Annotated in this window: 23 protein-coding genes; 16 read left to right on the forward strand and 7 right to left on the reverse strand. The window is 46.2% G+C overall.

The features are described 5' to 3' along the window. The gene (locus tag ACZYR9_RS08105) at positions 1-729 is read right to left on the reverse strand and encodes an amino acid ABC transporter ATP-binding protein (RefSeq protein WP_488977958.1); all 729 of its coding nucleotides are present in this window, start codon (positions 727-729) and stop codon (positions 1-3) included. Positions 730-936: 207 nt separating this feature from the next. Between ACZYR9_RS08105 and speD the strand changes: the two genes are divergently transcribed. After that, the gene (gene speD / locus ACZYR9_RS08110; RefSeq protein ID WP_488978016.1) at positions 937-1,743 is read left to right on the forward strand and encodes an adenosylmethionine decarboxylase; all 807 of its coding nucleotides are present in this window, start codon (positions 937-939) and stop codon (positions 1,741-1,743) included. A gap of 81 nt (positions 1,744-1,824) precedes the next feature. On the opposite strand, the gene ACZYR9_RS08115 is transcribed toward speD, so the two are convergent. After that, the gene (locus ACZYR9_RS08115) at positions 1,825-3,216 is read right to left on the reverse strand and encodes a GGDEF domain-containing protein (RefSeq protein ID WP_488977959.1); all 1,392 of its coding nucleotides are present in this window, start codon (positions 3,214-3,216) and stop codon (positions 1,825-1,827) included. 302 nt (positions 3,217-3,518) lie between these two features. Here ACZYR9_RS08115 and acsA point away from each other — a divergent pair, with 302 nt between their 5' ends. The 4 genes from acsA (at position 3,519) to ACZYR9_RS08135 (ending at position 9,059) form a co-directional block, all read left to right on the forward strand. Continuing rightward, positions 3,519-5,246: an acetate--CoA ligase gene (gene acsA, locus ACZYR9_RS08120; protein ID WP_488977960.1), complete on the forward strand. Its 1,728-nt coding sequence runs from the start codon at positions 3,519-3,521 to the stop codon at positions 5,244-5,246. Between the two features lie 193 nt (positions 5,247-5,439). Further along, a complete protein-coding gene (locus tag ACZYR9_RS08125; RefSeq protein ID WP_488977961.1) occupies positions 5,440-7,053 on the forward strand; it encodes a methyl-accepting chemotaxis protein in 1,614 nt (537 codons plus the stop codon). 285 nt (positions 7,054-7,338) lie between these two features. Further along, entirely contained in the window at positions 7,339-8,331 is a 993-nt protein-coding gene (locus tag ACZYR9_RS08130; protein WP_488977962.1) for an ABC transporter substrate-binding protein, read from the forward strand. 62 nt (positions 8,332-8,393) lie between these two features. Continuing rightward, entirely contained in the window at positions 8,394-9,059 is a 666-nt protein-coding gene (locus tag ACZYR9_RS08135; RefSeq protein WP_488977963.1) for an isochorismatase family protein, read from the forward strand. 109 nt (positions 9,060-9,168) lie between these two features. Here the strand turns inward: ACZYR9_RS08135 and ACZYR9_RS08140 are convergent, their stop codons facing one another. The 5 genes from ACZYR9_RS08140 to ACZYR9_RS08160 form a co-directional block, all read right to left on the reverse strand. Beyond that, positions 9,169-10,353: an FAD-dependent monooxygenase gene (locus tag ACZYR9_RS08140; RefSeq protein ID WP_488977964.1), complete on the reverse strand. Its 1,185-nt coding sequence runs from the start codon at positions 10,351-10,353 to the stop codon at positions 9,169-9,171. 66 nt (positions 10,354-10,419) lie between these two features. Further along, positions 10,420-11,532 (reverse strand): cupin domain-containing protein, encoded by a 1,113-nt coding sequence (locus ACZYR9_RS08145; RefSeq protein ID WP_488977965.1) that lies wholly within the window; start codon positions 11,530-11,532, stop codon positions 10,420-10,422. A 30-nt stretch (positions 11,533-11,562) separates the two neighbouring features. Continuing rightward, positions 11,563-12,048: a DinB family protein gene (locus ACZYR9_RS08150; RefSeq protein ID WP_488977966.1), complete on the reverse strand. Its 486-nt coding sequence runs from the start codon at positions 12,046-12,048 to the stop codon at positions 11,563-11,565. 2 nt (positions 12,049-12,050) lie between these two features. Further along, positions 12,051-12,992 carry a fumarylacetoacetate hydrolase family protein gene (locus tag ACZYR9_RS08155; RefSeq protein WP_488977967.1) on the reverse strand — a complete coding sequence of 314 codons (942 nt, stop codon included), beginning with the start codon at positions 12,990-12,992 and terminating at the stop codon, positions 12,051-12,053. A 40-nt stretch (positions 12,993-13,032) separates the two neighbouring features. After that, on the reverse strand, positions 13,033-13,287 hold the full coding sequence (locus ACZYR9_RS08160; RefSeq protein WP_488977968.1) for a YciI family protein: 255 nt from the start codon (positions 13,285-13,287) through the stop codon (positions 13,033-13,035). Between the two features lie 686 nt (positions 13,288-13,973). On the opposite strand from ACZYR9_RS08160, the gene ACZYR9_RS08165 reads away from it, so the two are divergent. From ACZYR9_RS08165 to ACZYR9_RS08215, 11 genes are all read left to right on the forward strand, one after another. After that, positions 13,974-15,002, forward strand: coding sequence for a TRAP transporter substrate-binding protein (locus ACZYR9_RS08165; RefSeq protein WP_488977969.1), 1,029 nt, complete (start codon positions 13,974-13,976; stop codon positions 15,000-15,002). Positions 15,003-15,061: 59 nt separating this feature from the next. After that, entirely contained in the window at positions 15,062-16,078 is a 1,017-nt protein-coding gene (locus tag ACZYR9_RS08170; RefSeq protein WP_488977970.1) for a TRAP transporter substrate-binding protein, read from the forward strand. Between the two features lie 139 nt (positions 16,079-16,217). Further along, positions 16,218-16,712, forward strand: coding sequence for a TRAP transporter small permease (locus ACZYR9_RS08175; protein ID WP_488977971.1), 495 nt, complete (start codon positions 16,218-16,220; stop codon positions 16,710-16,712). Then, positions 16,713-17,987 (forward strand): TRAP transporter large permease, encoded by a 1,275-nt coding sequence (locus tag ACZYR9_RS08180; protein WP_488977972.1) that lies wholly within the window; start codon positions 16,713-16,715, stop codon positions 17,985-17,987. Positions 17,988-18,098: 111 nt separating this feature from the next. Beyond that, positions 18,099-18,860, forward strand: coding sequence for an IclR family transcriptional regulator (locus tag ACZYR9_RS08185; RefSeq protein ID WP_488977973.1), 762 nt, complete (start codon positions 18,099-18,101; stop codon positions 18,858-18,860). Between the two features lie 169 nt (positions 18,861-19,029). Next, positions 19,030-19,710: a nitrile hydratase subunit beta gene (gene nthB / locus ACZYR9_RS08190; RefSeq protein ID WP_488977974.1), complete on the forward strand. Its 681-nt coding sequence runs from the start codon at positions 19,030-19,032 to the stop codon at positions 19,708-19,710. A gap of 14 nt (positions 19,711-19,724) precedes the next feature. Beyond that, positions 19,725-20,336, forward strand: coding sequence for a nitrile hydratase subunit alpha (nthA, locus tag ACZYR9_RS08195; protein ID WP_488977975.1), 612 nt, complete (start codon positions 19,725-19,727; stop codon positions 20,334-20,336). A 21-nt stretch (positions 20,337-20,357) separates the two neighbouring features. Then, complete coding sequence (locus ACZYR9_RS08200; RefSeq protein ID WP_488977976.1) at positions 20,358-20,711, forward strand: nitrile hydratase accessory protein; 354 nt, start codon at positions 20,358-20,360, stop codon at positions 20,709-20,711. 310 nt (positions 20,712-21,021) lie between these two features. Next, the gene (locus ACZYR9_RS08205) at positions 21,022-21,681 is read left to right on the forward strand and encodes a GntR family transcriptional regulator (protein ID WP_488977977.1); all 660 of its coding nucleotides are present in this window, start codon (positions 21,022-21,024) and stop codon (positions 21,679-21,681) included. A gap of 281 nt (positions 21,682-21,962) precedes the next feature. Beyond that, the gene (locus ACZYR9_RS08210) at positions 21,963-23,432 is read left to right on the forward strand and encodes an aldehyde dehydrogenase family protein (RefSeq protein ID WP_488977978.1); all 1,470 of its coding nucleotides are present in this window, start codon (positions 21,963-21,965) and stop codon (positions 23,430-23,432) included. Between the two features lie 60 nt (positions 23,433-23,492). Further along, positions 23,493-24,527, forward strand: a complete 1,035-nt coding sequence (locus tag ACZYR9_RS08215; RefSeq protein ID WP_488977979.1) for a TRAP transporter substrate-binding protein — start codon at positions 23,493-23,495, stop codon at positions 24,525-24,527. Positions 24,528-24,555 lie beyond the last annotated feature (28 nt).

Genomic DNA, 24,555 nt, shown 5'->3' on the forward strand with positions numbered 1-24,555 from the left:
TTAGTGGTTTAAGATACGGCTGAGGAATAAACGAGCCCGTTCTTCGCGCGGGTTTGCAAAAAATTCAGCCGGTTGAGCTTCTTCAACAATTTGCCCCTGGTCCATAAACACGACCCGGTCCGCCACTTCTTTGGCGAATCCCATTTCGTGGGTTACAACGACCATGGTCATTCCTTCACGTGCCAGCTTTTTCATAACATCGAGTACTTCTCCAATGGTTTCCGGATCGAGTGCCGACGTCGGTTCGTCGAACAGCATGATCTTCGGCTTCATGGAAAGGCCGCGGGCAATGGCTACACGCTGCTGCTGTCCGCCGGACAGCTGGGACGGATAGGAATGGGCTTTATTAGGTATGCCGACCTTCTCAAGGTAAAACATTGCGGTCTTTTCCGCTTCCTCTTTGGATACTCCGTTTACTTTCATAGGAGCGAGAGTAATATTTTCAAGGACGGTTTTATGAGGGTATAAGTTAAAATGCTGGAACACCATTCCGATATCCCGGCGCAATTTATTGATGTCGGTCGACTTGTCATTAATTCTTACACCGTCGACAATCAATTCGCCGTCAGTGATGGTTTCCAAACGGTTGATGCAGCGGACCATCGTGCTTTTACCGGAACCGGACGGACCAATGACAACAACGACTTCGCCTTGCTTTATCGTGAGGTTAATGTCCTTCAGCACATGAAATTGACCGTAGTGCTTATTGACCTGATGGAAATGTATCATTGGGCTCCCCTTTCTTTTGTCAGGTTTGTTTACGTGATTGAATTCATGGTATTCCTTAAACAACCGAAAACGACCGAATCCGACAAAAGTGGTTCAAAAAATTTTAACAATTCATTTTTCTCAGTATGCTCTGACAGGGAAAAGAATGGGTAAATAGGAAAAAGGGAATAGTATTCATTGAATCTCGAGAGTAAGGAGAAATTCATGATGAGGCTTACACAGGAACAGAGAGTCCAATTGCATGGCTTTAATAATCTGACGAAATCATTAAGCTTTAATATGTATGATATTTGCTATACGAAAACCAAAGAAGAACGCGAAGCCTACCTGGAATATATCGATGAACAGTATAATGCCGACAGATTGACCACCATTCTTAAGGCCGTATCCGATATCATAGGCGCACATGTTTTGAACATAGCCAAACAGGATTATATCCCCCAGGGATCCAGTGTCACTCTGCTGGTTTCAGAGGGCCCGGTGGAAGAAGCTCCATCGGAATCTTTTGACGAATCGCCCGGGCCTCTGCCTGCAACCGTCGTCATGCAGTTGGACAAAAGCCATATTACGGTTCATACGTATCCTGAATACCACCCGGATGAGGGGATCAGTACGTTTAGGGCGGACATCGATGTATCTACCTGCGGAGAAATTTCGCCGCTCAAAGCGCTGAATTATCTGATTCATTCCTTTGATACGGATATTATGACGATTGATTACCGGATCCGCGGCTTCACAAGAGATATCAGCGGCTACAAGCTGTTTGTCGATCACGAAATCAGCTCCATCCAAAACTACATTCCGGAGAAAGTGAAAAGCTTGTATGATATGATCGATGTCAATGTGTATCAGGAAAATATTTTCCATACGAAATGCAAGCTCAAGGCTTTTGATTTAAACAACTATTTATTCGGGTACACCAAAGAGAAGCTAAGTCAGGAAGAGCAGCTCGAGATTGCGGAAAGCTTGAAGATGGAAATGGATGAAATCTTTTATGGAAAAAATATGTACTGAAGCGCCATATGAAAAAGATCGTTCTCCTGCCCGGATCAACAGATCCTCAGAGGAGAACGATCTTTATTTTTAATAAAAACTTCATTGATAGGAAAACACGTCACCATCCATTGTGATGCGGTTTCTTCCATTTTGTTTAGATTGATACAAAGCGGAGTCTACGGAAGCGATCACATTTTCTTTTGAGATGTCATGCGTTCTGGTGGTCACCCCAGCTGAAAAAGTCACCGTAAGATTTTGCCCGTCCTGAAGCGGAATAGGCGTTTCTTGAACCTTGGCCAATAACCGGATTCCAATGTTATGCGCTTCCGAGGAGGAAGTTTCCGGCATCAGGATGGCGAACTCCTCACCGCCCCATCTGGCGACAAGATCCGTGTCCCTTACGTTCGTTTTCAACATTTGGGCAACGGTATGCAGAACACGATCTCCGAAGGGATGGCCATAAGTATCGTTAATCTGTTTGAAATGATCCAAATCAATCAGGATTAATGAGAGCGGATGCCCGTACCGGTTTGAACGGATAATCTCTTCATCAAAACGGCTCTCGAAGTGTCGCCGGTTTGCAATTTTCGTCAACTCGTCAGTAACGGAAAGCTCATACAGCTTTCTTTCGATGGAGATTCGTTCTGTTATGTCGGTAAGAACGACAATAAGTCCGCTGGCAAGTCCATCGTCATCGACCAGATACGTATCTGCAAGAAACGTAGCCGGAGCTTTGTGGCGCTCTGAAATATGCAGCTCCATTTTGCCTACCTTTTGTCTTTGGGCCAGAAGCTGGAAGATCTGGTCTGTATCTTTGTTGGTAAATCTAGTTCTAATCTCCCAAAAAAATTGGTCCAACACTTCATTCTGCTTCATATTCAAAAACCGGCACATCGCCGGATTGCACAAATCGATTTTACCGTTACGATCGATTCCAATCATATATGCACTCGAGTTTTCCACCAATATGTGCTGCTTGTTCATAAGACTGGATCTTACCTTTAACGCCCGGTCCATGATAAATATGATCACTAAGCATATCCCTGCCTGAAATAAACCGGATAAAAGGCTGTCCGGCTGAAGCTTGTTCCAGTTTGTAATGACATGAACGGTACTGATCATCACACAAAGCAGCAGGACAAAGACAGCTTGCTTCAAGGAGAAAAAAAACAGTGCCAATACAATGGGGATCATGAAAATTTCCAGACTGAATACATCCCCGTTGTGTACGGTTCTCAATTGATCCCAGGCTAAACTGAGCAATAAAATAATGCCGATCATGAAATAAATGACGAACCTTCTTTTCTTCGGAAAGGAGATCATCCATAGCGGCGCGGCTATGAAATACGTGAACAGCATCATTGCGGCAAATAGAAGTAATTGAAGCGGCACGGCAATCTTCTGATGAAACAACCATTCCACATAGATAAATCCCCCGTATAGTGCGAGTACCGCGATGTTTGAAGCAAATCCGATCATGTTTCTTTTCAATATTTCACAACTCCCCCGATGCCTTGCTTGCTTCTGCCTTTTAGGTCTTTGCTACCATAATACAGTCTAGCATTAGTAGTGGATCATTGCATCTAAAAAAAACGATAAAATACCATGGAAATCGACATAAACAAAGCGAAAATCAAGGGCCTGGTAAAGCATAACGCCCATCCGTACAGAACGTTTTTTTTGCGTTTCACGCCCTTTTTTTAACGCTTCGCGCACAGTTCCGCCACGGAAAGAGCAAATCCGTATATAATCGTTTTAAGCGCTTTCAATCATGTGGTCAAGGAGCTGATTTCATGACAGAACAACAGCTTGTCGAAACGATTCCAAGTGTGAAAGGGAGGTATAATCTTCAATCCTACGAATCCACATATAGTTCGTTTCGCTGGGACGAAATCAAGACTCATTTTACTTGGCATCAAACGGGCAAATGCAATTTGGCCTACGAGGCGATCGATCGGCATGCGCAAGGGCCTCTCAGGAATAAAACGGCTTTAATCTATGAAGATGAGGAGCGTAAGGAAAAATATACATTCGAGCAGCTAAGTCAAATCTCTAACCGCTTTGGCAACGTGCTGCTGAAGCTGGGCATTGGTCAGGGGGACCGTGTCTTCTTCTTTATGCCGCGGACGCCGGAGATTTATGTCGGCATTATGGGTACGATCAAGATCGGAGCGATCGTGGGTCCTTTGTTCGAAGCCTTTATGGAAGGGGCCGTGCTGGATAGGCTTGCAGACGCTGAAGCGACAGCCATTGTCACGACGTCCGCTTTAAAGCAGCGTATACCGCGGGATAAGCTGCCGCATTTGAAGCATGTCATCATCGTCGATGAGCAGGAGGAATGGCTTCCGGGAGAAATCGATTATCATCGGGCGATGGCGGAGGTTTCCGACGAACTGGACATAGCGTGGGTGGATCTCGAGCATCCGTTCATACTGCATTATACATCCGGATCGACAGGCAAGCCCAAAGGCGTGCTCCACGTTCACGGTGCCATGATCCAGCATTATATTACCGGTAAATGGACGCTGGACCTGCAGGATGACGATATTTACTGGTGTACCGGCGACCCGGGGTGGGTGACGGGGACCTCCTACGGTATATTTGCTCCATGGTTGAATGGAGCGACCAATCTGATTCGCGGCGGACGATTTTCTCCCGAGCGCTGGTATCAGACCATCGAGAATCATAAGGTTACGGTTTGGTACAGTGCGCCGACGGCTTTTCGGATGCTGATGTCAGCAGGCGATGAAACGGTAAGCAAATTTAACTTAGCCTCACTTCGTCATATGCTTTCCGTGGGTGAGCCGCTGAACCCTGAAGTCATTCGCTGGGGAATGAAGGTATTCGGCAAACGCATTCACGATACCTGGTGGATGACGGAAACCGGAGCGCATATGATTGTGAATTTCCCATGTATGGATATGCGTCCGGGATCGATGGGTAAGCCATTCCCGGGCATTCAAGCGGCGATCGTCGATGACCAAGGCAATGAACTGCCGCCTTATCAGTTGGGAAATCTGGCGATCCGTACCCCATGGCCGTCCATGATGCGCAGGATTTGGAACAATCCGTCTAAGTATGAAGAATACTTCCGTCTGGAGGGCTGGTATATTTCCGGGGACTCCGCTTACCGTGACGAGGACGGCTACTTCTGGTTCCAAGGCCGAGTGGACGACGTGATCAATACATCGGGTGAACGGGTCGGTCCATTCGATGTGGAAAGCAAGCTCGTGGAGCATCCTGCCGTGGCGGAGGCAGGCGTCATCGGTAAACCCGATCCGCTCCGCGGCGAAATTATCAAAGCATTCATCTCTTTGCGTGAGGGCTACCGCGAGACGCCGGAATTGCTGGAGGAAATTCGTCTGTTTGTGCGCAATGGGCTTTCCGCACACTCCGCACCGCGGGAATTTGAAGTGGTTGCGAAGCTGCCAAAGACGAGATCGGGCAAAATCATGCGCCGGGTGTTGAAAGCACAGGAGTTAGGGCTTCCGACGGGAGATCTTTCCACGATTGAAGATTAGTGGCAAACCATGAAGTAAACGAAAAAACGATAACAGGGCTGTTCCAAAAGTGATTCACAACGCTTTGGGATTCGCCCTTTTTTCTTATGCAGTACCACAAAAAAATGCTAAATTTATCCAATTTCTCATCCGATAACAGGTATAGGACGTGCTTCATCCATTATAGCGTAGGCAAATGAAGGGGGTATCCTAGGTGAAAATACCAAAACAGCTGGAACAGCGCGCATTAGCCAAAGTACAATTCATGGCTGCAAAGATCGGTAAGCTCTTGGAAGGACACGATTTGTCTGAACGGTCCGAAGACATTCGGGCGCTATTGGACAGCGATCTTCAGAATGATGAATATTTTTTGCTCGTAGAGCATCAGGGGCTTTCCCTCCTGCATACCAATCGGCTGAGAGAGGGCACGGTCTTCAACGATACTGTAGGCCTGGCGGCTGCACAAACGAGCGAACCGTTAGCTCAGATTTATCACCGGAATACGGGAGAGGTCTTATTAGATGCATCGGTCCCCGTAAACATCCCCGGGAGGAAGGAATCGCCGTATAATTTGCGGTTGGGTGTCGTTGTGCAGTCTTTATCGTTTCGAGCTTCATTTTATACCATCTTCAGCATTCCGCTGCTTGTCGGATTGGCCGGGCTTTGGCTGGTCGATTCAGCGGGTGAACGCGTCTGGATGAGTCTTCTTTTAGTAACTGCATTTGTCTGTGCAGGCGTTTACTTTCATCAAACCGTGCTTCAGAGTTTGAAGAGCTGGATAGCAAGGATGAAGGAGGTGTCTTCCGGAAAGCTCATGTCCGCATCGGCAGGCTCCAAGCGTAATGAGCTCGGACAAGTTTCATTTGAAATCAACAAAATTGTCATTGGCATGAGAGCGATGTTGTCGGACATGAAGGAGGCTTCCGCATCGGTCAATAACATTGGCTCCGAACAGGCAGATGAGCTCCGCCAGCTTCTATCCTCGGCCGAGCAGCTGTCAGCGGGTATGCAGGAAGTGAGCGCAGGAGCGAATGAGCAGCTGCAGCTTATCGAACAAAACAGCAGCCTAATGAATCAGATTCAAAGCATGGTCAGCCGAGCCGCTCAAGAACTGGAGCTTTCCGGCAAAATATCCGAAGAAGCACGTGAGTCCTCACATATCGGACTGCAAAAAACATTGGGGCTGCGCAAGGAAATGAATGATTTGCAGGAGACCAGCAGGCGGAGCGTCAGCTCCATGGAACAGCTGGAACGGCAATCGCAGGAAATGGGAGTGTTCATCACCCGCATACGCGAAATCGCTGAACAAACGAACCTGCTGGCGCTCAACGCAGCGATCGAAGCGGCAAGGGCAGGGGAAGAGGGCAAGGGCTTCGGGGTGGTGGCTGATGAAGTACGCAAGCTTGCCGCTACATCGAATGAGGCGGCAGACCGAGCGATAGAGCTGACGCTTAATATGGCACTGAAATCCAAAGAAGCCGCAGCTAGTGTAAAAGCGGAGCAGCTGGCTGTAGAACGGGGAATCCAAACGCTAAGCGAGCTCAATGATATGATTCGCAACGTCGCGGACACATGCAGTCAAACGGCTGAACAAGCGAGCGCTCAATCCACGGAAATGCGCGAAATTCAGCTTAGTCTCCATACCATGGAAGACAGCATGAAAGCGGTTTGGGATATCTCCCAGCAGTTTACTGCGTCTGCACAATCCATGGCGGTCAGCGGAGAACAGCATCACATGGCCACGGAGCTTATTGCCGAGCAAGCGGATTTGCTCAAAAGCATTTCCGCGAATCTTCAAAAGATTACCGGTCGGTTTGTCATGGAATAATTTGTTGGAGAGCGACACTTTCCTGTGAAGGAGAGTGTCTTTTTTAATGAGGGGTTTTGTATATTTTCGGTTGAATTCCGATGATTCCGTGAATTATAATGAATATAGTATAAATAGTGAATTATGTTCACTATTTATAGAAAATAAGGAGGTGTTATGTCTGGGATGACGCAGGCATTCGCGCAGCAGGACGTTAGGTTACTCTCCGAATGCATATTAACGTTAACGCTTTCAAAATGATCCAAGTACAATGAAAAGGACAGAACAAATTGAGGGAGGCATAACATGTCAAAACTGCCATTAAGCTTTGCTTGCTGGAATTATGATCGGGTACAGGGATTAGCGGACGGCACGATCAAGCCTGAAGGCATCGAGCTTAACTTTTTAAAATTACCTGTAGAAGAAACGTTCTTTCGGATGATGCGTCATCAAGAGTTTGACGTATCCGAAATGTCCCTTTCTTCCTATTTAATTGCGCGTGATCGTGGGTTTCCGAAATTCACGGCTATTCCCGTCTTTCCGTCTCGTTCTTTCCGCCACTCAGGCATATATATTAATGTAAATTCAGGGATTAAAGAACCGAAGGATTTACGCGGGAAACGAGTAGGTATACCGGAATACCAGGTCACAGCCAGTGTTTTTATTCGGGGTATGCTTCAGCATGAATATGACGTCCACCCTTCGGAGCTTCTTTGGTTCAGCGGTGGTCAAGAAAAACCGGGACGAATTGAAAAAATAAATTTAAGCTTGCCTCCGGAAATTAAAATTCAGCCGATCGATCCGCACAAGACCTTGAACCAAATGCTCGAAGAGGGCGAGATCGACGCACTCGTCTGCCCGCGTGCTCCCTCTTGCTTTGTTAAGGGTTCGTCTAACGTCAAGAGGCTCTTTGATGATCATGCCGCCGTTGAGCAAGAATATTTCCGCAAGACCGGAATATTTCCCATTATGCATCTGGTGGCCATTAAGGATGAAATATTGGAGAAGAATCCTTGGGTGGCGCAAAATCTGTATAAAGCCTTTGTACAAGCCAAAAACGACGTATACGAAAGCTTTAATCAGAATGTGGCATTAAATGTGATGCTTCCGTGGCTTTCGGCGGAGGTTCAAAGGACGAAAAAGCTGATGGGCGACGATTTTTGGCCTTACGGGCTGGAAAAGAACAGAATGACATTGAAAGCGATGGTGGAGTATTCCTTTGAACAAGGACTTATCAAAAGCAAGCCGACATTGGAAGACCTCTTTGCCAAGTCGACGTTGGAGGAGTTCACGATTTAGAAGATGAAGCAATGAAGTCATACTCGTAGAGAAAGCGCTTAACTATATAAGGGAGGATAAATATGGAAGGGAGTACCACGGTGCAGGAGCAGCAGTTTTTTAAGGACAAAGGCTTTGGGTTGTCTATGGGTTTTGGTCAACGTCCGGCTCTAATTCTGATTGATCTCACCCCTGCTTTTACGGATTATCACAATCCCGAGATGCTCCTTGCATCTAATTTGGAATCGCAGTTAAGCGAGAACAAGCGGCTTCTTGATGCGGCACGTACTCGTAAAATTCCAGTTATATTTACCAGAGTAGCTTATGAAGATCACGAATTTAGGGATGCAGGGATATGGTCCTTAAAGCAGAAAGGAATCGAAACCTTAAGAGCAGGTACTCCAGCCGTGGAAGTAGATCCGGCGCTTGAATTCCAGAAGGGCGATATGCTTTTGACCAAAAAATACGCTTCCGCCTTTTTCGGAACGGATCTGGTTTCCCGTCTGGTCTCACAAGGCGTCGACACCATCATTCTTACCGGATGCTCTACCAGCGGTTGTGTACGTGCGACGGCTGTAGACGGAATATCTTATGGATTCCGGCCGGTAGTTGTAAAAGACGCCGTGGGAGACCGCTCCCAAACCGCGCATGAACAAAGCTTATTTGACCTTCAGGCCAAATATGCCGAGGTCGTCGGCGTGGAGGAGGTATTGGATTATTTGTTGAACCAAATTGCAATGAAGATATAGGATTAAGTCAGCCGGTCATCCCTCAAGGAAGACCGGCTTTTCCTATGCATACGAAAAACAACAGGCTGAGATGACTCAGCCTGTTGTTTTTCAATGCGGATCGGATCTTTTAAATGTATCTGCGTCCGTACAGCCAATCGCTGGCCTCAAAATCCTGAGGACTGCGCTTGGTTAATATCATATTCCGCAAAAATGCAGCCATCTCATCCTCCGTATGGAGGAATTCACCCCATAGACGCGCGCTGCGCTGTACTTTTGCCGTGCGTGGAATACGGTCCTCTTGATAAGCCAAGAAAGCTTTCTTCGTATCATCGCTATGCAAGCTAAGCTGTTTTGTCAAGCAAGCCGCATCCTCCAAGGCCTGACAACCGCCTTGAGCGAGATACTGGAGCATAGGGTGTGCGGCATCCCCAAGAAGGGTGATTCGGCCGGCCGTCCAGTTGTCGATCGGTTCCCGATCGTACATGGGCCAACGGCGCTGACGCTGGATGAAAGTTACTGCATGACGTACGGGCCCACAGCATCTTCCAAAATGCTCATCCAACTCCTCCGGAGTGCCCCAATCATCGGAATCTTCCTTGTAGCGGAAGCTCTTGAACACAACCACCTGGTTATAAAGCTCCTTGCGGCGTACAGGGTACTGCACCAGATGGAGGTTAGGTCCGATCCACATGATCACATCGTCCAGGTCGGCGCTCGGAGTAATCTCGGACATTGGGATCGCACCGCGGTAAGCCACGTACTGTGAACAGATGGCTTTATCTTGGCTGAACAGCTGGCGAGTCCTGGACCATAGTCCGTCAGCGCCAATCACCGCATCAGCAAGATAAGCCGTACCGTCATTGCAGGTCACCCGGGCCTTATCTCCAACATTCTCTACCTTGTTTACGGTTTTGTTGTTCGTTAGCGTAATCCGTTCATCAGCGATGCAAGCATCTAGCAAAGTCTTGTGCAAGTCGGAACGGTGAAGAACAATATACGGATATCCATAACGCTCCCGGAAGGAGTCTCCCAAGTCTAATGCGCTGAGCTCTTTGCCGGATACCGCATCCATCAGTACCAGACGTTTGGGAAAAACGGCATATTCGGATATCGCATCAAGCACTCCTAATTGATCCAAGACGGCTGTAGCATTGGGCGCAAGCTGTATTCCCGCACCGATCTCGCCAAATTCGGGGGCCTGCTCCAACACCTGGACGGATCGTCCCGACTGGGCAATACCGAGTGCAGTGGCGAGACCGCCGATGCCGCCGCCAACGATCAGGAACGGAACGTCTTTATCTTTCGTCATCATGATATGCTCCTTAACTAATGTAGGTTTGAACTAAAACGTATGATGGATGGAATGAATCTGGCACGTTTATGGCAAAAGAGGGTTAAAATCCTCGATAATTTTTTGCTTTCCTTGATTCTCTTCATAATGTTCTTCCCGCTGAAGCCCGAATTTCTCCATGATCGGCAGGTCGCTTACGGAGAACAAATAAGAATCTTCCGCAGCGCAATGCTCATGCCAAGCCCAGTTAGGAACGACAAGGAAATCACCTTGGGACCAATCATATCGAGTTCCGTTGATAACGGTATAACCGGTACCTTTGAAGACCTGATAAATGGTTGAACTGGTATGTCGGTGTGCTCTTGAATGAAATCCTCCAGGCAGCTTCTGCATCCAGGAGGCGATGTTCGGATTCGCCGTTTTCCCATTGGAAGGATTGATGAATTCTACAGCATATCCGTCATACGGATCAGGCTCAAATCGGCTTAAGCCTTCGAGTGCCGCCAAGGTCTGCGACCATTTATAAGCCCCGAGCGGCGCGACCTTGGGATGACGATCGGAGATCGGACGAACCATGCCGCCTTCATAGCGTTGAGCGGTATAATTATCCGGCACATTCGGCTGCTCGATCTTTTCAGGGTAGCTTTCAAAGAATGTCCCGCCGATCGCGTAAATGGTCGGTATATCCAGACAATCCATCCATATCATCGGCTGATTCCCGGGATGGGCATGACCATGCCAAAGCCCCCCGGGTGTAGTCAAAAAGTCTCCTTCTTCCATAAAAAGACGCTCGCCTTGAACGATAGAATAAGCTCCTTCGCCTTTCATGATGAAGCGCAATGCACTCTGCGTATGACGATGTGAAGGTGCCGTTTCACCGGGCAGGATTAACTGAACCGCCGCATAAAGAGTTTGGGTAGTGGAGGCCCAACCCCAGGGCTGGCGATAAGTTAACCCGGGGTTTTGCAAATAGATGGCTCTTCTTTCACCACCGCGATCAGGGGTGAAAATTTCACTGGCTTCCATGAGTTTGGCGTACAGCGTTTCCCATTTCCACAGATAAGGTACGGCTTGCGGTGTAGGCTGCTTATGCATCAGGTCAGGAATGGCATTCCAAAGAGGTCCCAAATGGTACTTCTCAATTTCTTTGTTAAAGTCTTTTACCGTCTGACTTTGAAAAAACTCCAATTTATCTGCCATTGGTCCACACCCCATTTGTTAGATTATGGATTATGCTTTCTTGAATTGCCCGATAATCTGATTGATTTGGTTTAAATGTGTAGTAAGATGCTCTACCAGCAGATGATCCACTATAAATTGCAGCGGCTTCGTTCCAAAACGTGGATTGCGGCTTGGAGACTCTGCTTTTAAATCGTCCTCGCTAATAGCGCCGAGAATTGCCTGTACCTGATCTTTGGATTTCTCGATGCCCTGCAGTACATCGCTGGCAGAGCGCTCACCGGCTCCGGCAACGGCGGCTAACCGGCCTTCATGCTGCAGCCCGCGCCCCCACTCGATGCCAGGGGACTTTAACAGCGCTTGCACTTCGTTCAACCAATAAGGAGTGGCTTCTTCTACATGACACAACACTTCCATAACGGACCATTGATCTTCCGCAGGCTTCCAGCGAATCACTTCTTCGGATAACCCTTTGGATACGCGGACGATTTCATCTATCGTTTCCTGGATAGAACGGATGGCCTCTTGGATACTCATGCTTATTGGCCTCCTTCCGCTTTGGATACCCGGTTTTCCAGCGCTCCAATGCGGTCGATTTCAATGCGGACTACATCTCCGTCTTTCAAGAACACTTGAGGATCACGGGCTACGCCTACCCCGCCCGGTGTGCCTGTCAAAATCACATCACCCGGCTCAAGAGTCATCAGATTGGATAAAAATTCGACCAAATAGGCTACGGAAAATACCAGATTTTTGGTGTTGGAACGTTGACGCTCTTCGCCGTTGACGGTAAGCACAACCTCCAAGCCGGCCGGGTCATCCAACTCATCGGCAGTGACTAACCATGGCCCCATTGGAGCCGAGCCTTCAACAGTTTTTCCTTGCAGCCATTGAAGCGTTCTTCTTTGGAGGTCACGGTACGTCACATCATTGACGATGGTGTAGCCGGCTACATAATTCAGCGCTTGCTCCTGGGATACATTTCTGGCGCGTTTGCCGATGACAAAAGCAAATTCAGCTTCATAATCCAGCTGCTCGGAAATCGGGAAGAAAGGGATATCGTCTTGAGGTCCGATAATCGTATTGCTGAATTTCGCAAATACGACAGGAACCGGTGGGAGTCCGCGTCCCATCTCCAAGATGTGCTCGCGATAATTATGGCCGACGCAAATCATTTTCCCGGGATTGAGGACCGGCGCTTCTATTTTTACATCTGAAACGGATTGGACAGCTTTGTATTTGTGCCGGTCATTATTCTTCACGAATTCAACCGCTTGTTTGGCTAATTGGAGACTGTGTTCTCCGCCTTGAAGGAATTCGACCATGTTGGCGGGGATATAAGCTTGTGCGATTTGCTCAGCACGAATCACGCCTTGGGCTTCAAGCATGCACCGGTAGGCCAAATTCAAATCGATGATTTGATTCTCATGAATGGATCCAATCCGGGTATTCCCATGGGTACTAAAGCTCACTAATTTCATGTCCAAAACCCCTTTTATATGATTTTAAAGCCCTTACATTTTACTGAACGTTCCATTCTTTGATCGTATAGATACATTCGTTCTCGATGTACATTGGATCCTGTTTCATGGTTTGGGCAGCGTTTTCAAGAGAATCGGCTTGAAGGATATAGGCGCCGCCGGTTTGATCGCTAAACCCGCCGGCAGACACCAGGGTTCCGCTTTCGCGCAAGCCTTGAATAAAATGGCGATGCTCCGGGATGGAATTTCCGGAAAAGCTCGGTTTACGTTCAATGAATACGAGAAATTTTTTCAATGGGCTTCACCTCAATATGATTTTGGCTTGATAACATTTCAAGCAGGGTATCCCTGTGGAAAGATTAACGATAGATCACCTCAGTCCATTGTATTCCACAAATAGAGAATTAAGTTCATCTTTTATGATTCTATTATAATAATCATCCCTAGATGATTGTCAATATCAAAACAAAAATAAATACTCAAGTACTTGAATCCATCGTTTTATTGAATTAAACAGGCGAACAATAATCGAGGCAGGCAAATTTAGACCGTATGATTTCCATTGTAGAGTGATCTCTGTGTTGAAAAAATAATATTGACAGATTCTTCAGAACATAGTTATATAATATAAACATAGAGAACTTAATTCACAATTTTACCCCAAAAAATACAGGAAGGAGACGATGGAGAGCTTAAAGCAAGCTTTATTGCCCTAAATGTACACGCTTGCACGCGTCGGCATCGCTGTGGTCAGAATTGTAGGATACAAAAACGATGCGCCTTAAGCTAGGTAAGTTTCTATGCGGGTTTGCACTCGAAGCGTATAAGCTTGATGGCCGCAACCTTCCCTACAATGAATTTGAAAACGATTTCTTTGAGACGATAGCAACTTGGCTACCTATGCAGCGAAACCGTCATTCATCACTGAAGCTCCATGTAATAAAGCTATAACGAAATTACACTTTATAGGGGGATTTCATAATGAAAAAGAAATTTTCACTCGTATTGGCCGCAGCTTTAAGCACGTCTTTGATTCTTGCCGGCTGCGGAGGAGGCTCTCAGCCCCAAGAATCCAGTGGAGGTGAAGCTCCAGGACAGGAAGGTAAAACATATACGTTCAAACTGGCACATATTACGCAGCCTACACACATTTGGCATAAGACCGCTGATAAATTCAATGAAGAATTGAAAGCGCGTTCTAACGGACGAATGAAAGTGGAGACGTTCCCGGCCGGACAGCTTGGAGCAGAAAAAGACATGGTCCAGCAGCTGGAGACCGGTACGCTTGACTTTGGAATTATTACAAACGCTTACATGAGCACCCGTTCTGAAGAATTCAATGCCTGGTTCATGCCATTCCTTTTCAGCGATATTGAGAAAGCTGCCGCTGCGCGAAATGCCGAGCCCGGTCGGAAAATTCTGGAGGGTTTGAGCAATCAGGGTCTGGTGGGAATGGATTATATTTTCGCAGGCAACCGTCATGTATTGATGAAAAATACATCGGTAGCCCAGCCGGAGGATTTGAAAGGGAAAAAGATCCGTATTCTCGGCAGCCCGTCGATTCAAGATTTCTGGAAAGCTGTAGGTGCGGGACCGACTCCGATGCCTTTGCCTGAGGTATATACCGGTTTGCAGACCGGCGTGATCGACGGGATCGATATTGACCTTGACGCTTTGATGACCGAGAAATATTACGAAACCGCTAAAAACTTTACGCTGACCAACCATATGGCGTGGCCGGGTGTAGTTATGGCAAACAAAGCAAAATTAGAAGCCATGCCGGCGGAAGATCAAAAAATTGTAACCGAAGCGATGAAAGCAGCTGTGGAGTGGGGAAATAAGGAATCGGTGAATTTGGAAAAGAAAAACCTGGATGATTTGAAAACAAAAGGCGTAACGGTTACGGAATTGACCAATAATGAAAGCTTTAATGCAATCCGCGATCAACTTTATACAAAGTATTCCGGCAACCCGCTGATTAAAGAGTTTATTGAAGCCAACAAAAAATAACATGGTGAATGGAGAGCTGTACATTAGCCATGTGCGATTTGATAGGGAGAGTGAATGAAATGAAAAAGAAGCTATCTACCGCGTTGGTTTTGATCCTGAGCTTGTCTATTCTACTGACTGCCTGCGGAAGCGGATCACAAGACAAGGGAGCAGGCGAAGCTCAGAGCGGTAAAACGTATTCGTTCAAATTAGCCCATACGACTCAACCGACACACGTTTGGCACAGAACCGCCGAAAAATTTAATGAGGAATTGAGTACACGCTCCAATGGACGAATGAAAGTGGAGCTCTTTCCGGCGTCACAGCTTGGCCCCGATAAGGACTTGATGCAGCAGTTAGAAACGGGATCGCTGGAATTCGGAATTATTGCCGGCGGGTACATAGGAACTCGTTCCGAAGCATTTAATGCTTGGTATATGCCCATCCTGTTCCAAAATCTTGAGGCAGCTGTAGCAGCGCGTAATTCCGAACCGGCGAAGAAAATCTTAGCGGAGCTGGACAAGCAGGGGCTTGTTGGGATGGATTATATTTTTGCAGGCAACCGTCATGTCCTGATGAAAAATGCATCCGTCATCAAAGCGGAAGATATGGCAGGAAAAAAGATTCGGGTTTCCGCAAGTCAAGTCGTTCAAGAATTCTGGAAAGCGGTAGGTGCGGGACCGACTCCGATGCCTTTGTCTGAAGTTTACACCGCCTTGCAAACCGGTGTGATCGATGGTGTGGACATTGACCTCGACGCTTTAATGACTGAGAAATATTATGAGCTGGCTAAACACCTCACCTTAACCAATCATATGGTGTATCCGGGCATCGTGATGATGAACAAGGCGAAATTCGATGCGATGCCGCAGGAAGATCAAAGCATAGTCACCGAAGCGATGAAAGCGGCCGTTGAGTGGGGAAATAAAGAGCAAATTTCCATGGAGCATAAGCATTTGGAAGAGGCCAAAGCCAATGGCATAACGGTTACCGAGCTGCCTCACGCGGAAAGCTTTAAACCGATCCGGGATGAACTCTATGCGAAGTATTCCAAAAACCCGTTAATTAAGGAATTCATTCAATCCAACCAAAAATAACGTACAGTAAGCTTCGTGCTCTACGTTTATGTCATGAGTCCGACGAGGGAAAATTTCAGCCCTCGTCGAGGGACTCATGAAGTCAAACCTTGGGAAGCCTCAATTAGATACTTTTTTTCATTCATAAGGAGCTGGAAGGATGACGTTCGTTCGCAAGCTAAGTGATGGAGTCTTTTTTATAGAACGAATTTTGGTCTGTATCTTTTTGTTGTTTATGGTTACCTCTCTTATTCTGGGGGTCATTTTTCGGTATTTTCTGCATTCACCCCTCAGTTGGTCGGACGAATTCGGGATGTTTGCTTTAGTATGGATTACCTTTATAGGCGGTAGTATGAGCATTAAGACCAAGAGGGCGGCGGCAGTTAGTTTTATCATGGAGAGGCTTTCAATAGCCTTGAGGAAAATCATTTTTGGAATTGCCTTTCTGATTTCACTGCTTTTTTGTATGTTTCTCCTCTATTTATCGATGAAGTGGATAACGAATCCCTCTATTCTGCTGCAGAAATCACCGGCTGTCGGCTTGCCGATGATCATCCCTTACATTGCTATCCCTTTAGGTTTTTTATTTATGTCTGTGCACTCTCTGGATTTGTTCGCCAGCGTATTTCAAAAACAGCAGGGAGAGGAAATATAGATGCATATCTTACTCATTTTTTTCATTCTAATGGCCATCCAGATTCCTATAGCCTTAGTGCTTGGGATCACAAGCATAGCCTATATCGGGATAGACGGTAACGCGGGTTTATTCAATAATGTTCCTCAGCGTCTTTATTCCGGAGTGGAAAGCTTTAGCTTGCTGGCGATACCGCTTTTTATGCTCGCAGGAGAACTCATGAATTCCGCCGGAATTACCGGACGATTAATTGATTTTTCGAAAAAAGTCGTAGGCCATTTCCGCGGAGGCTTGGCATACGTTAATATTATTGCCAATATGTTTCTGGCCTCCATTCTTGGTTCGGCGACGGCTCAAACGGCCATGATGTCGCGGGTTATGGTTCCCGAGATGGAGAAGGCGGGCTATACCCGTCAATTTGCGGCAGCAACGACGGCATCGGCAGCGTTGTTAGGACCGATCATCCCCCCGAGTATGCTTTTTATCATTTATGCCGTCGGATCCGGGGTGTCGGTTGGCAAAATGTTTTTGGCCGGCATTCTTCCAGGGATTTTGCTTGCCGGATCTTTTATTCTATTAATTGCCTATTTGGGCTACAAATATAATTTCCCCCAATCAGAGAAAGCGACCTGGAAACAAATCGGTATCAGCTTTATCAAGGTTCTGCCGGCCCTATCCGTTCCTCTCATCATTGTAGGCGGGATCATAAGCGGCGTGTTTACAACGACAGAGTCTGCGGCATTTGCCTGCTTCATCGCCATCATCATTGGTTTTTTTATCTACAGGGATCTTAAGATCAAGCATTTCCCCCAAATATTGGTCGGTGCGGCCATCTCGACTTCAACGGTAACCCTGCTGATCGCGATGGCAAATTTGTTTGGATGGATTATGACGTTTGAGCAAATCCCCCAAAAAATGGTGGAATTTATGGGGATGCTGACTTCAAACCCATTAGTTTTCTTACTGCTGGTTAATATTTTCTTATTGCTCATCGGTATTATTATGGATGAGATGGCAGTATTGATTGTCCTGCTGCCGATCTTTATGCCGCTGGTTGCCGCATTTGAAATTGATCCGATTCATTTTGGCGTTGTCATTTGTATTAATGCCACCATCGGACTGCTTACACCGCCGGTTGGAGCGGGTTTATTTATTGCCTCAGCGGTAGGGGAAGTGAAATTTGAGACCTTGGCACGTTCGGTCATGCCATTTCTTGCCGTTGCTCTTGTCGTTCTTATGTTGATTACATTTTATCCTCCGCTTACAACATGGCTGCCGAACTTGTTGGATAAATGATTGAAAACCGGGCAACCCCAATTCGTTGCCTAACCATGTTGGGAATATTGATCATTGGATATGATTATTTTATATTGTATACATAGGTCAATTACAGAAGGGTTGTCTAATATGCCTGCTTCCAAAACAAGTACAACAATTCAGTCTTTGCAGATTGGCAATGAGATACTTGAATTAGTCGCTTCTTATGAGAAACCACTAAAGTTCAACGAGATATACGAAAAAACAAAAATCACCAAAAGCAATCTGTATAAGTATTTAAATACACTTACGCAAATTGGCATGCTTTATCGGGATAAGGAAACCGGCTTATATTCTCTCGGGAGCAAGCTGGTCGAGTACGGAATGAAGGCGATCAATCAGGAGAACATGGTCGAGCGGGTGACGCCTTTTCTTCAGGAAATCAACCGAACCTGCAAAAACACGGTGCTGCTGACCACTTGGTCCCATAACGGACCGATGGTAGTTAGAATTATCAATAGTCTGCAGGGGCTTAACATCGGTGCTCAAATCGGCACGTTTCTTCCGATTACGTCGGCAACGGCCAAGGTTTTTGCAGCTTTTATGGAGGAGCATCTCATTTCGGAATGGAAACAGCAGCAGCTGGCCAAGTTTGATGAGGAGCAGAGGCGGCATCTGGAATCGGAAATCCTGGTTGTCCGCGAACACGGTATATCCTTTGCGAAGGAACCGCTGGTCCCGAGTATATCCTCTATTGCGATACCGGTGTTTAACTTCGAAAAGCGATTGCTTTCGGTGATCGTTGTTGTCGGCTTTTCCCATACGATCCCAACGCAAATCGATGATGTAACCAGCCAGTATTTGTTAAAGATGATGAAAGAGGTATCCGGATCCTTCGGTTATAAAGCATAATAATGAAGCATTGTGCCGAAGCCGCGTGTTTAAGTGAGGTGATATGCCTCGATACCAGGAAACAGCCTTTACTAAGGTTGTTTCTTGGATTCATTTTCCTAATCTCGTTATTGTTTAGTTTGAATGCGTTTTCATTTTGGGAAAATCACATAAACAGAAGGGATGTCATATGATGAATGGCGTTCATGATATGGGAGGTATGCAAGGGTTCGGACCCGTTATTCGCGAAGAGGATGAACCTGTTTTTCATGCGGATTGGGAACGGAAAATGCGGGCGATGATGGTCTGCCTGGACAAAAATAAAGTCATTAAATTAGATGAGGTACGGCATGCGATTGAAAGAGTCAGGCCTGATTATTACGTATCCATAAGCTACTATGAACGATGGTTTATGGCATTAATGATCTTGCTGCTAGAGAAGAATGTATTGAGCGAAGATGAAATTAACGAAATGAAAAGAATACTATTCGTTGATGAAAAACAGGATTTGTTGGATACTTTGACTCTATTAAAACGCTCGCCGGAAAATGCTCAAACTGTGGTTGAACCTGCAAACAAACCATCGCCATTGTTCAAGCCTGGAGATAAAATCAAGACGAAGCGGATCCATTCGAAGGGCCATATTCGTCTTCCCGGATATGCCAAAGGGAAGTACGGGACGGTAAAGGAAATCGAAGGGGATTACAAACTCCCCGAAACTAATATTTATACGGAGCAAGCGATAAAAGAACCTGTATATCTTGTTGAATTTGAAGCTTCCGAGTTATGGGGGCCGCATACGCCGCAAAAAGATAAAGTCCTGATCGATCTGTGGGAGAGCTATTTGGAACCGGCCGGCAATTCATTATGAAAGGGGATACGACGATGTCCGACCATCACAGCCATCATCATGCCAGGGAAATGACCGAAATTGAATATAAAGTTCAAGCGCTGGAATCGATCCTTCTGGAAAAGGGATTAATCACAACGAAGGAATTGGATGGTTTAATCGATCTTTTTGAGAACCAGATTGGTCCGTTGAACGGGGCTAAATTAGCTGCACGGGCTTGGAGCGACCCGGTGTTTAAAGCGCGATTACTCGAGGATGGCACACAAACGCTGGTGGAATGCGGCATTAAAAATTTGCAGAACACCAGATTTGTAGTGGTGGAAAACACCCCCCAAGTACATAATGTGATCGTTTGTACTCTATGCTCGTGCTATCCATGGAATGTATTGGGATTACCGCCGACATGGTATAAAAGCAACGCCTACCGTTCAAGAGTCGTCATTGAGCCGAGGGAGGTTTTAAAAGAGTTTGGTTTGGAGCTGGATGAAACCATTGGGATCCGTGTATGGGACAGCTTGGCGGAAACACGTTACATGGTTCTGCCTGAGCGGCCGCAGGGTACGGAGAACATGACGGAAGAACAATTAGTGAAGCTGATCACAAGAGATGCATTAATCGGAGTGGCTAAAGTTACAGTCGATCAATAAACGACAGGAGGGTGAGTTCAAGTGGAAGCCCCATCTTATATATCTCATATGGAAGGTAAAAGCTCGCTGCCCCGCAAAAACGGCGAGCTTGTTTTTCAAGAGCCGTGGGAGGGCAAAATCTTTGCTATCGCATTGGCGTTACATCAGAAGGGGATATATGATTGGAATGATTTTAGGGATAAATTAATTGAAGAAATCACCAAAGCGGAAAAAAATAATCCGAATCATGAAACCGAAAAATATTACTACGAGCACTGGGAAAAGGCATTAGAACAATTGCTGATCGAAAAGAACATACTTACTGACGATCAGTTAAGGTCATTGTTCCATGATTTGAAAAACTGTACGGAGCATGAGCATCAACATCGGCATTAAAGGGCCGAATGCGGTGTAGTAGGGGGAATATAGCCGCTTACTATAAGACTAATCATGAGTGTAAGAGGCTATGGGTGGTAGTGCCTGGGATAAAGGCATGCTTCCATAGCTTTTTTTGTACATATCCTGCATTGCCGCATCATACGAGGTTTGGGGTTAACCAGCTCACTATCTCATAAAAATAAATAATTGACAATATTCAGAATATTACCTTATAATCAAACCTGTATACAGGATGGTGGATGGTAAATACTATATTGAAAAGAGTTGATTTCGCTTATCATTACCGTGGTTGAAAGAAGGAATGAATATGGATTTAACGACGACGACACCTTTAACAAGAAAAATTCCGTTGTACCAGCAAGCATATAACGAAATCAAAAAAGCGATCCTGACGGGGAAATTTACCCCGGGAACCAAAATTAGCGAAAATATTTTGGCCGAGCAATTTCAAGTCAGTCGTACACCCTTAAGGGAAGCGATTCGTCAATTGCAGCAAGAAGGTTTAGTAGTTTCGGATGGTGTTAGCACTACGATTGTAGAATTGAATGTGAAGGATTTTGAAGAGCTTTGCCACTGCCGCTTGATCTTGGAAAGAGAGATCATTAAGCTGTCTTTGAAGAATATTACGGATGAGGACATTAAAATCTTGGAGGGATTTCTGGAGCAGGCGGAATATCATAGCGCGAATCCGGAAGATTATTTGGAGGTTTTGAAATATAATGCTCAATTTCACGACCATATTATCAACTGCTGCGAAAACAAGAGGCTAGTTCAGCTGCTGAGTCAAACCCGGTCGCTTCTGCTGTTATATAGGGCCACTGCCTTGTTTAAGGCGTCCAATAAATTGGACTTTATTAATGAACATCGGGAGATTTTAAATGCGCTTAGAGTGCGCGATGCAAGTAAAGCCATTGCCGCGGTAGAAGCCCATTCCAAAGGTGATTTGGAAAGGGGGATGCAATTTTAACCATTTATAAACTGAAAGCTAGGCACATTAGCACCGATGTAAAGGCACCGAAGAGATCAAGACCAACGATATCACCGGAAGACGCAGTCCGGTTGAATGAGGAATCTTAATCGCATTTGGCTGCCCCATTACCGGTGCTTATTTTATGTGCCGGGCCGATACTGTTCGTGGTTGCCAAGACACATCGTTAATCCCATAGGAGGAAGTGATGATAAACAATATATATTCTAGCACAATGAAAGCGCTTACTATATAAAATTTTACAGAGAGGATGTTGTGAAATGAGTGCATATTCAAGGGAGCTTATGTTGGTTAACGGTAAAGAAACGGTCAGTGTTAACGAGGAATTCATTCCCGTTGAGAACCCTGCACAAAGAGGTTCCGTGATTGCTGAAGTGCCAAGAGCAAAAGCTGCGGATATAGAGATTGCTGTCAAGGCTGCATCTAAAGCTTTTGAAAGCTGGAGATATACACCGGCACGTGAACGGGGAAAGCTCTTGATGAAAATGGCGGATGCGATTGAAGCGAAGATCGAGGAGATTGCACGAACGCTTTCTATGGAAACCGGTAATGCCATACGTACGCAGTCTAGAGCAGAAGTCAAGAACGCAGCTGATTTTATTCGGTACTTTGGAGGGGTAGCCGGCGAATTAAGAGGCGATACCATGCCTATCGACCAACATTTGCTTGCCTATACGCAGCGCGAACCGTTAGGTGTGGTCGGAGGGATTATTCCATGGAACTCACCGGTGGCCTTAGCTGCATTGAAGTTCGCACCGGCGCTTGCTGCCGGTAACACCATGGTGTTAAAAGCTGCTGAAGACGCTCCGCTTGCCGTATTGAAAATAGCCAAAATCTGCTCGCAATTTCTTCCTGCTGGAGTGCTAAACATTGTCACCGGATTAGGACAAGAATGTGGTTCACCTCTAGCCCAGCATCCATTGGTAAGAAAACTCACCTTTACCGGCTCTACGGAAGTCGGAAAGCTCATTATGCATTCCGCAGCTGACCGCATTGTACCGGTTTCGTTGGAATTGGGAGGAAAAAGTCCGCAGATTGTGTATCCGGATTCCGATACCGACAAAGTAGCGGAGGGCGTCATATCGGGAATGCGGTTTGCCCGGCAGGGACAATCGTGTTCAGCTGGCTCGCGTCTTTACCTGCACAGTTCCATCGCGGAATCATTCATCGGCAAATTGGTAAACCAATTGAAGCTTCTCAAGGTTGGAGATCCCTTGGAAGAGGATACCGATATGGGAGCTATCATTAACAAAAAACAATTTGAATCGGTATGTTCCTATATAGAAGAAGGGATGAATAACCCTAATGCCCGTCTGATTATGGGAGGTCTGCCTCCGAAGGAGGGACGGCTTTCTCAAGGCTATCATCTTGAACCTACAGTTTTTCTTTGCCGGGATAATGACTGGAAGCTTGCCAAGGAAGAAATTTTCGGGCCGGTTCTCGTTGTCATTCCATGGGAGGATGAAGCCGAGCTTATTCGGATGATCAATGACAGCAGTTATGGATTAGCCGCTTTTATTTGGTCAAAGGATACCACGCGGGCCATTCGAGTCGCAAGCCAAATCGAATCCGGATGGATCCAAATCAACCGGGGCGGGGGAATGATGATCGGTCATGCTTACGGGGGGTACAAACAGAGCGGGATTGGACGGGAGTATTCTTTGGCGAGCATGCTTGATAGCTTCACTCAAGTAAAGAGTGTGATGATTAATTTGGAGGAGCAGGTTTGAGGTCATTTCGTGTGAAATGAAACATCATTAACCAATCCAATGAAGGAAGTGCATGCGGTCGTGAAAAAACAAAAGCTTTCCCTGATGTTGTCATTGATATTGAGCGTTTCCGTCGTTGTGGCAGGCTGCGGCACCAGCTCTAATCCTCAGGCCCCCCAAAGCCTGCAAACCAATGCGGAAGGCAGCTCAAAGCCAAAGATTGAATTTAGGTACGGTTACGAAGCGCCAATTGATCATCACGGACATAAAGCGGCACAGAAATTTGCAGAAGCATTAAATAAGGAATCTAACGGCCGAATCAAAGTAAAGCTATTTCCGGCCTCCCAATTGGGAGGTGCACGTGAACTGATGACCAGTGTGATGAACGGCAGTATTGAAATGGTAGCCGTAGCCACGTTTGGCACAGTTGAGCCGAAGATGCTGCTAACTGATATGCCGTACATGTTTAGAGATTTTGATCATGTCAGTAAGTTCGTCAAAAGTGAGGAAACTACTAAACTTTTATCTTTATTAAATCCTCATGGTGTACATGGGATGGGGCACTGGCCTGTTGGATTTAGAAATATCGGTAACACTAAACGTCCGGTCAGTTCACCCGAAGATTTAGACGGCTTACTGATCCGCGCATTTGAGAATGAAATGTTAAAGGATACGCTTACGGCTTTGGGAGCCAATGTAACGGTATTGCCTTATCCGGAGGTATACATGGCTCTTCAAACCGGTACGATTAACGGGGAAGAAAATCCTTATGTGAACACCGTTGCCATGAAATTTTATGAAGGTGAAAAATATAAAACCGAAACCCGGCATATGAATAACTTCAATATTATCGGCGCCAATCTGAGATGGTGGGATGCCCTTTCCAAGGAAGATCAGGATATCATCACCAAAGCCTTTAACGATGCAACCGATCTGTATATGCAGTTGCAGAAAGAGTTGGAGGAATCAAGCAAAAAAACGTTGATGGAGAAGGGGATGACCATAACGGAAATTAAAGATTATAAACCTTGGGTAGATGCCGTGAAGCCGGTATATGACAAATGGGAAGCGAGGTTTGGAGCGGATTTAATCAAGTCCATTCAAGAGATTAGATAATAGCGAGCGTAACGAATGACCGAACCTA

The organism is Paenibacillus sp. F024 (assembly GCF_057814255.1).

Bases quoted from the DNA above. Each gene is read 5' to 3' on its own strand.
- ACZYR9_RS08105 (WP_488977958.1), bottom strand. From the start codon at position 729: ATGATACATTTCCATCAGGTCAATAAGCACTACGGTCAATTTCATGTG.
- speD (WP_488978016.1), top strand. From the start codon at position 937: ATGAGGCTTACACAGGAACAGAGAGTCCAATTGCATGGCTTTAATAAT.
- acsA (WP_488977960.1), top strand. From the start codon at position 3,519: ATGACAGAACAACAGCTTGTCGAAACGATTCCAAGTGTGAAAGGGAGG.
- ACZYR9_RS08130 (WP_488977962.1), top strand. From the start codon at position 7,339: ATGTCAAAACTGCCATTAAGCTTTGCTTGCTGGAATTATGATCGGGTA.
- ACZYR9_RS08135 (WP_488977963.1), top strand. From the start codon at position 8,394: ATGGAAGGGAGTACCACGGTGCAGGAGCAGCAGTTTTTTAAGGACAAA.
- ACZYR9_RS08140 (WP_488977964.1), bottom strand. From the start codon at position 10,353: ATGATGACGAAAGATAAAGACGTTCCGTTCCTGATCGTTGGCGGCGGC.
- ACZYR9_RS08145 (WP_488977965.1), bottom strand. From the start codon at position 11,532: ATGGCAGATAAATTGGAGTTTTTTCAAAGTCAGACGGTAAAAGACTTT.
- ACZYR9_RS08150 (WP_488977966.1), bottom strand. From the start codon at position 12,048: ATGAGTATCCAAGAGGCCATCCGTTCTATCCAGGAAACGATAGATGAA.
- ACZYR9_RS08155 (WP_488977967.1), bottom strand. From the start codon at position 12,992: ATGAAATTAGTGAGCTTTAGTACCCATGGGAATACCCGGATTGGATCC.
- ACZYR9_RS08165 (WP_488977969.1), top strand. From the start codon at position 13,974: ATGAAAAAGAAATTTTCACTCGTATTGGCCGCAGCTTTAAGCACGTCT.
- ACZYR9_RS08170 (WP_488977970.1), top strand. From the start codon at position 15,062: ATGAAAAAGAAGCTATCTACCGCGTTGGTTTTGATCCTGAGCTTGTCT.
- ACZYR9_RS08175 (WP_488977971.1), top strand. From the start codon at position 16,218: ATGACGTTCGTTCGCAAGCTAAGTGATGGAGTCTTTTTTATAGAACGA.
- ACZYR9_RS08180 (WP_488977972.1), top strand. From the start codon at position 16,713: ATGCATATCTTACTCATTTTTTTCATTCTAATGGCCATCCAGATTCCT.
- ACZYR9_RS08185 (WP_488977973.1), top strand. From the start codon at position 18,099: ATGCCTGCTTCCAAAACAAGTACAACAATTCAGTCTTTGCAGATTGGC.
- nthB (WP_488977974.1), top strand. From the start codon at position 19,030: ATGATGAATGGCGTTCATGATATGGGAGGTATGCAAGGGTTCGGACCC.
- nthA (WP_488977975.1), top strand. From the start codon at position 19,725: ATGTCCGACCATCACAGCCATCATCATGCCAGGGAAATGACCGAAATT.
- ACZYR9_RS08205 (WP_488977977.1), top strand. From the start codon at position 21,022: ATGGATTTAACGACGACGACACCTTTAACAAGAAAAATTCCGTTGTAC.
- ACZYR9_RS08210 (WP_488977978.1), top strand. From the start codon at position 21,963: ATGAGTGCATATTCAAGGGAGCTTATGTTGGTTAACGGTAAAGAAACG.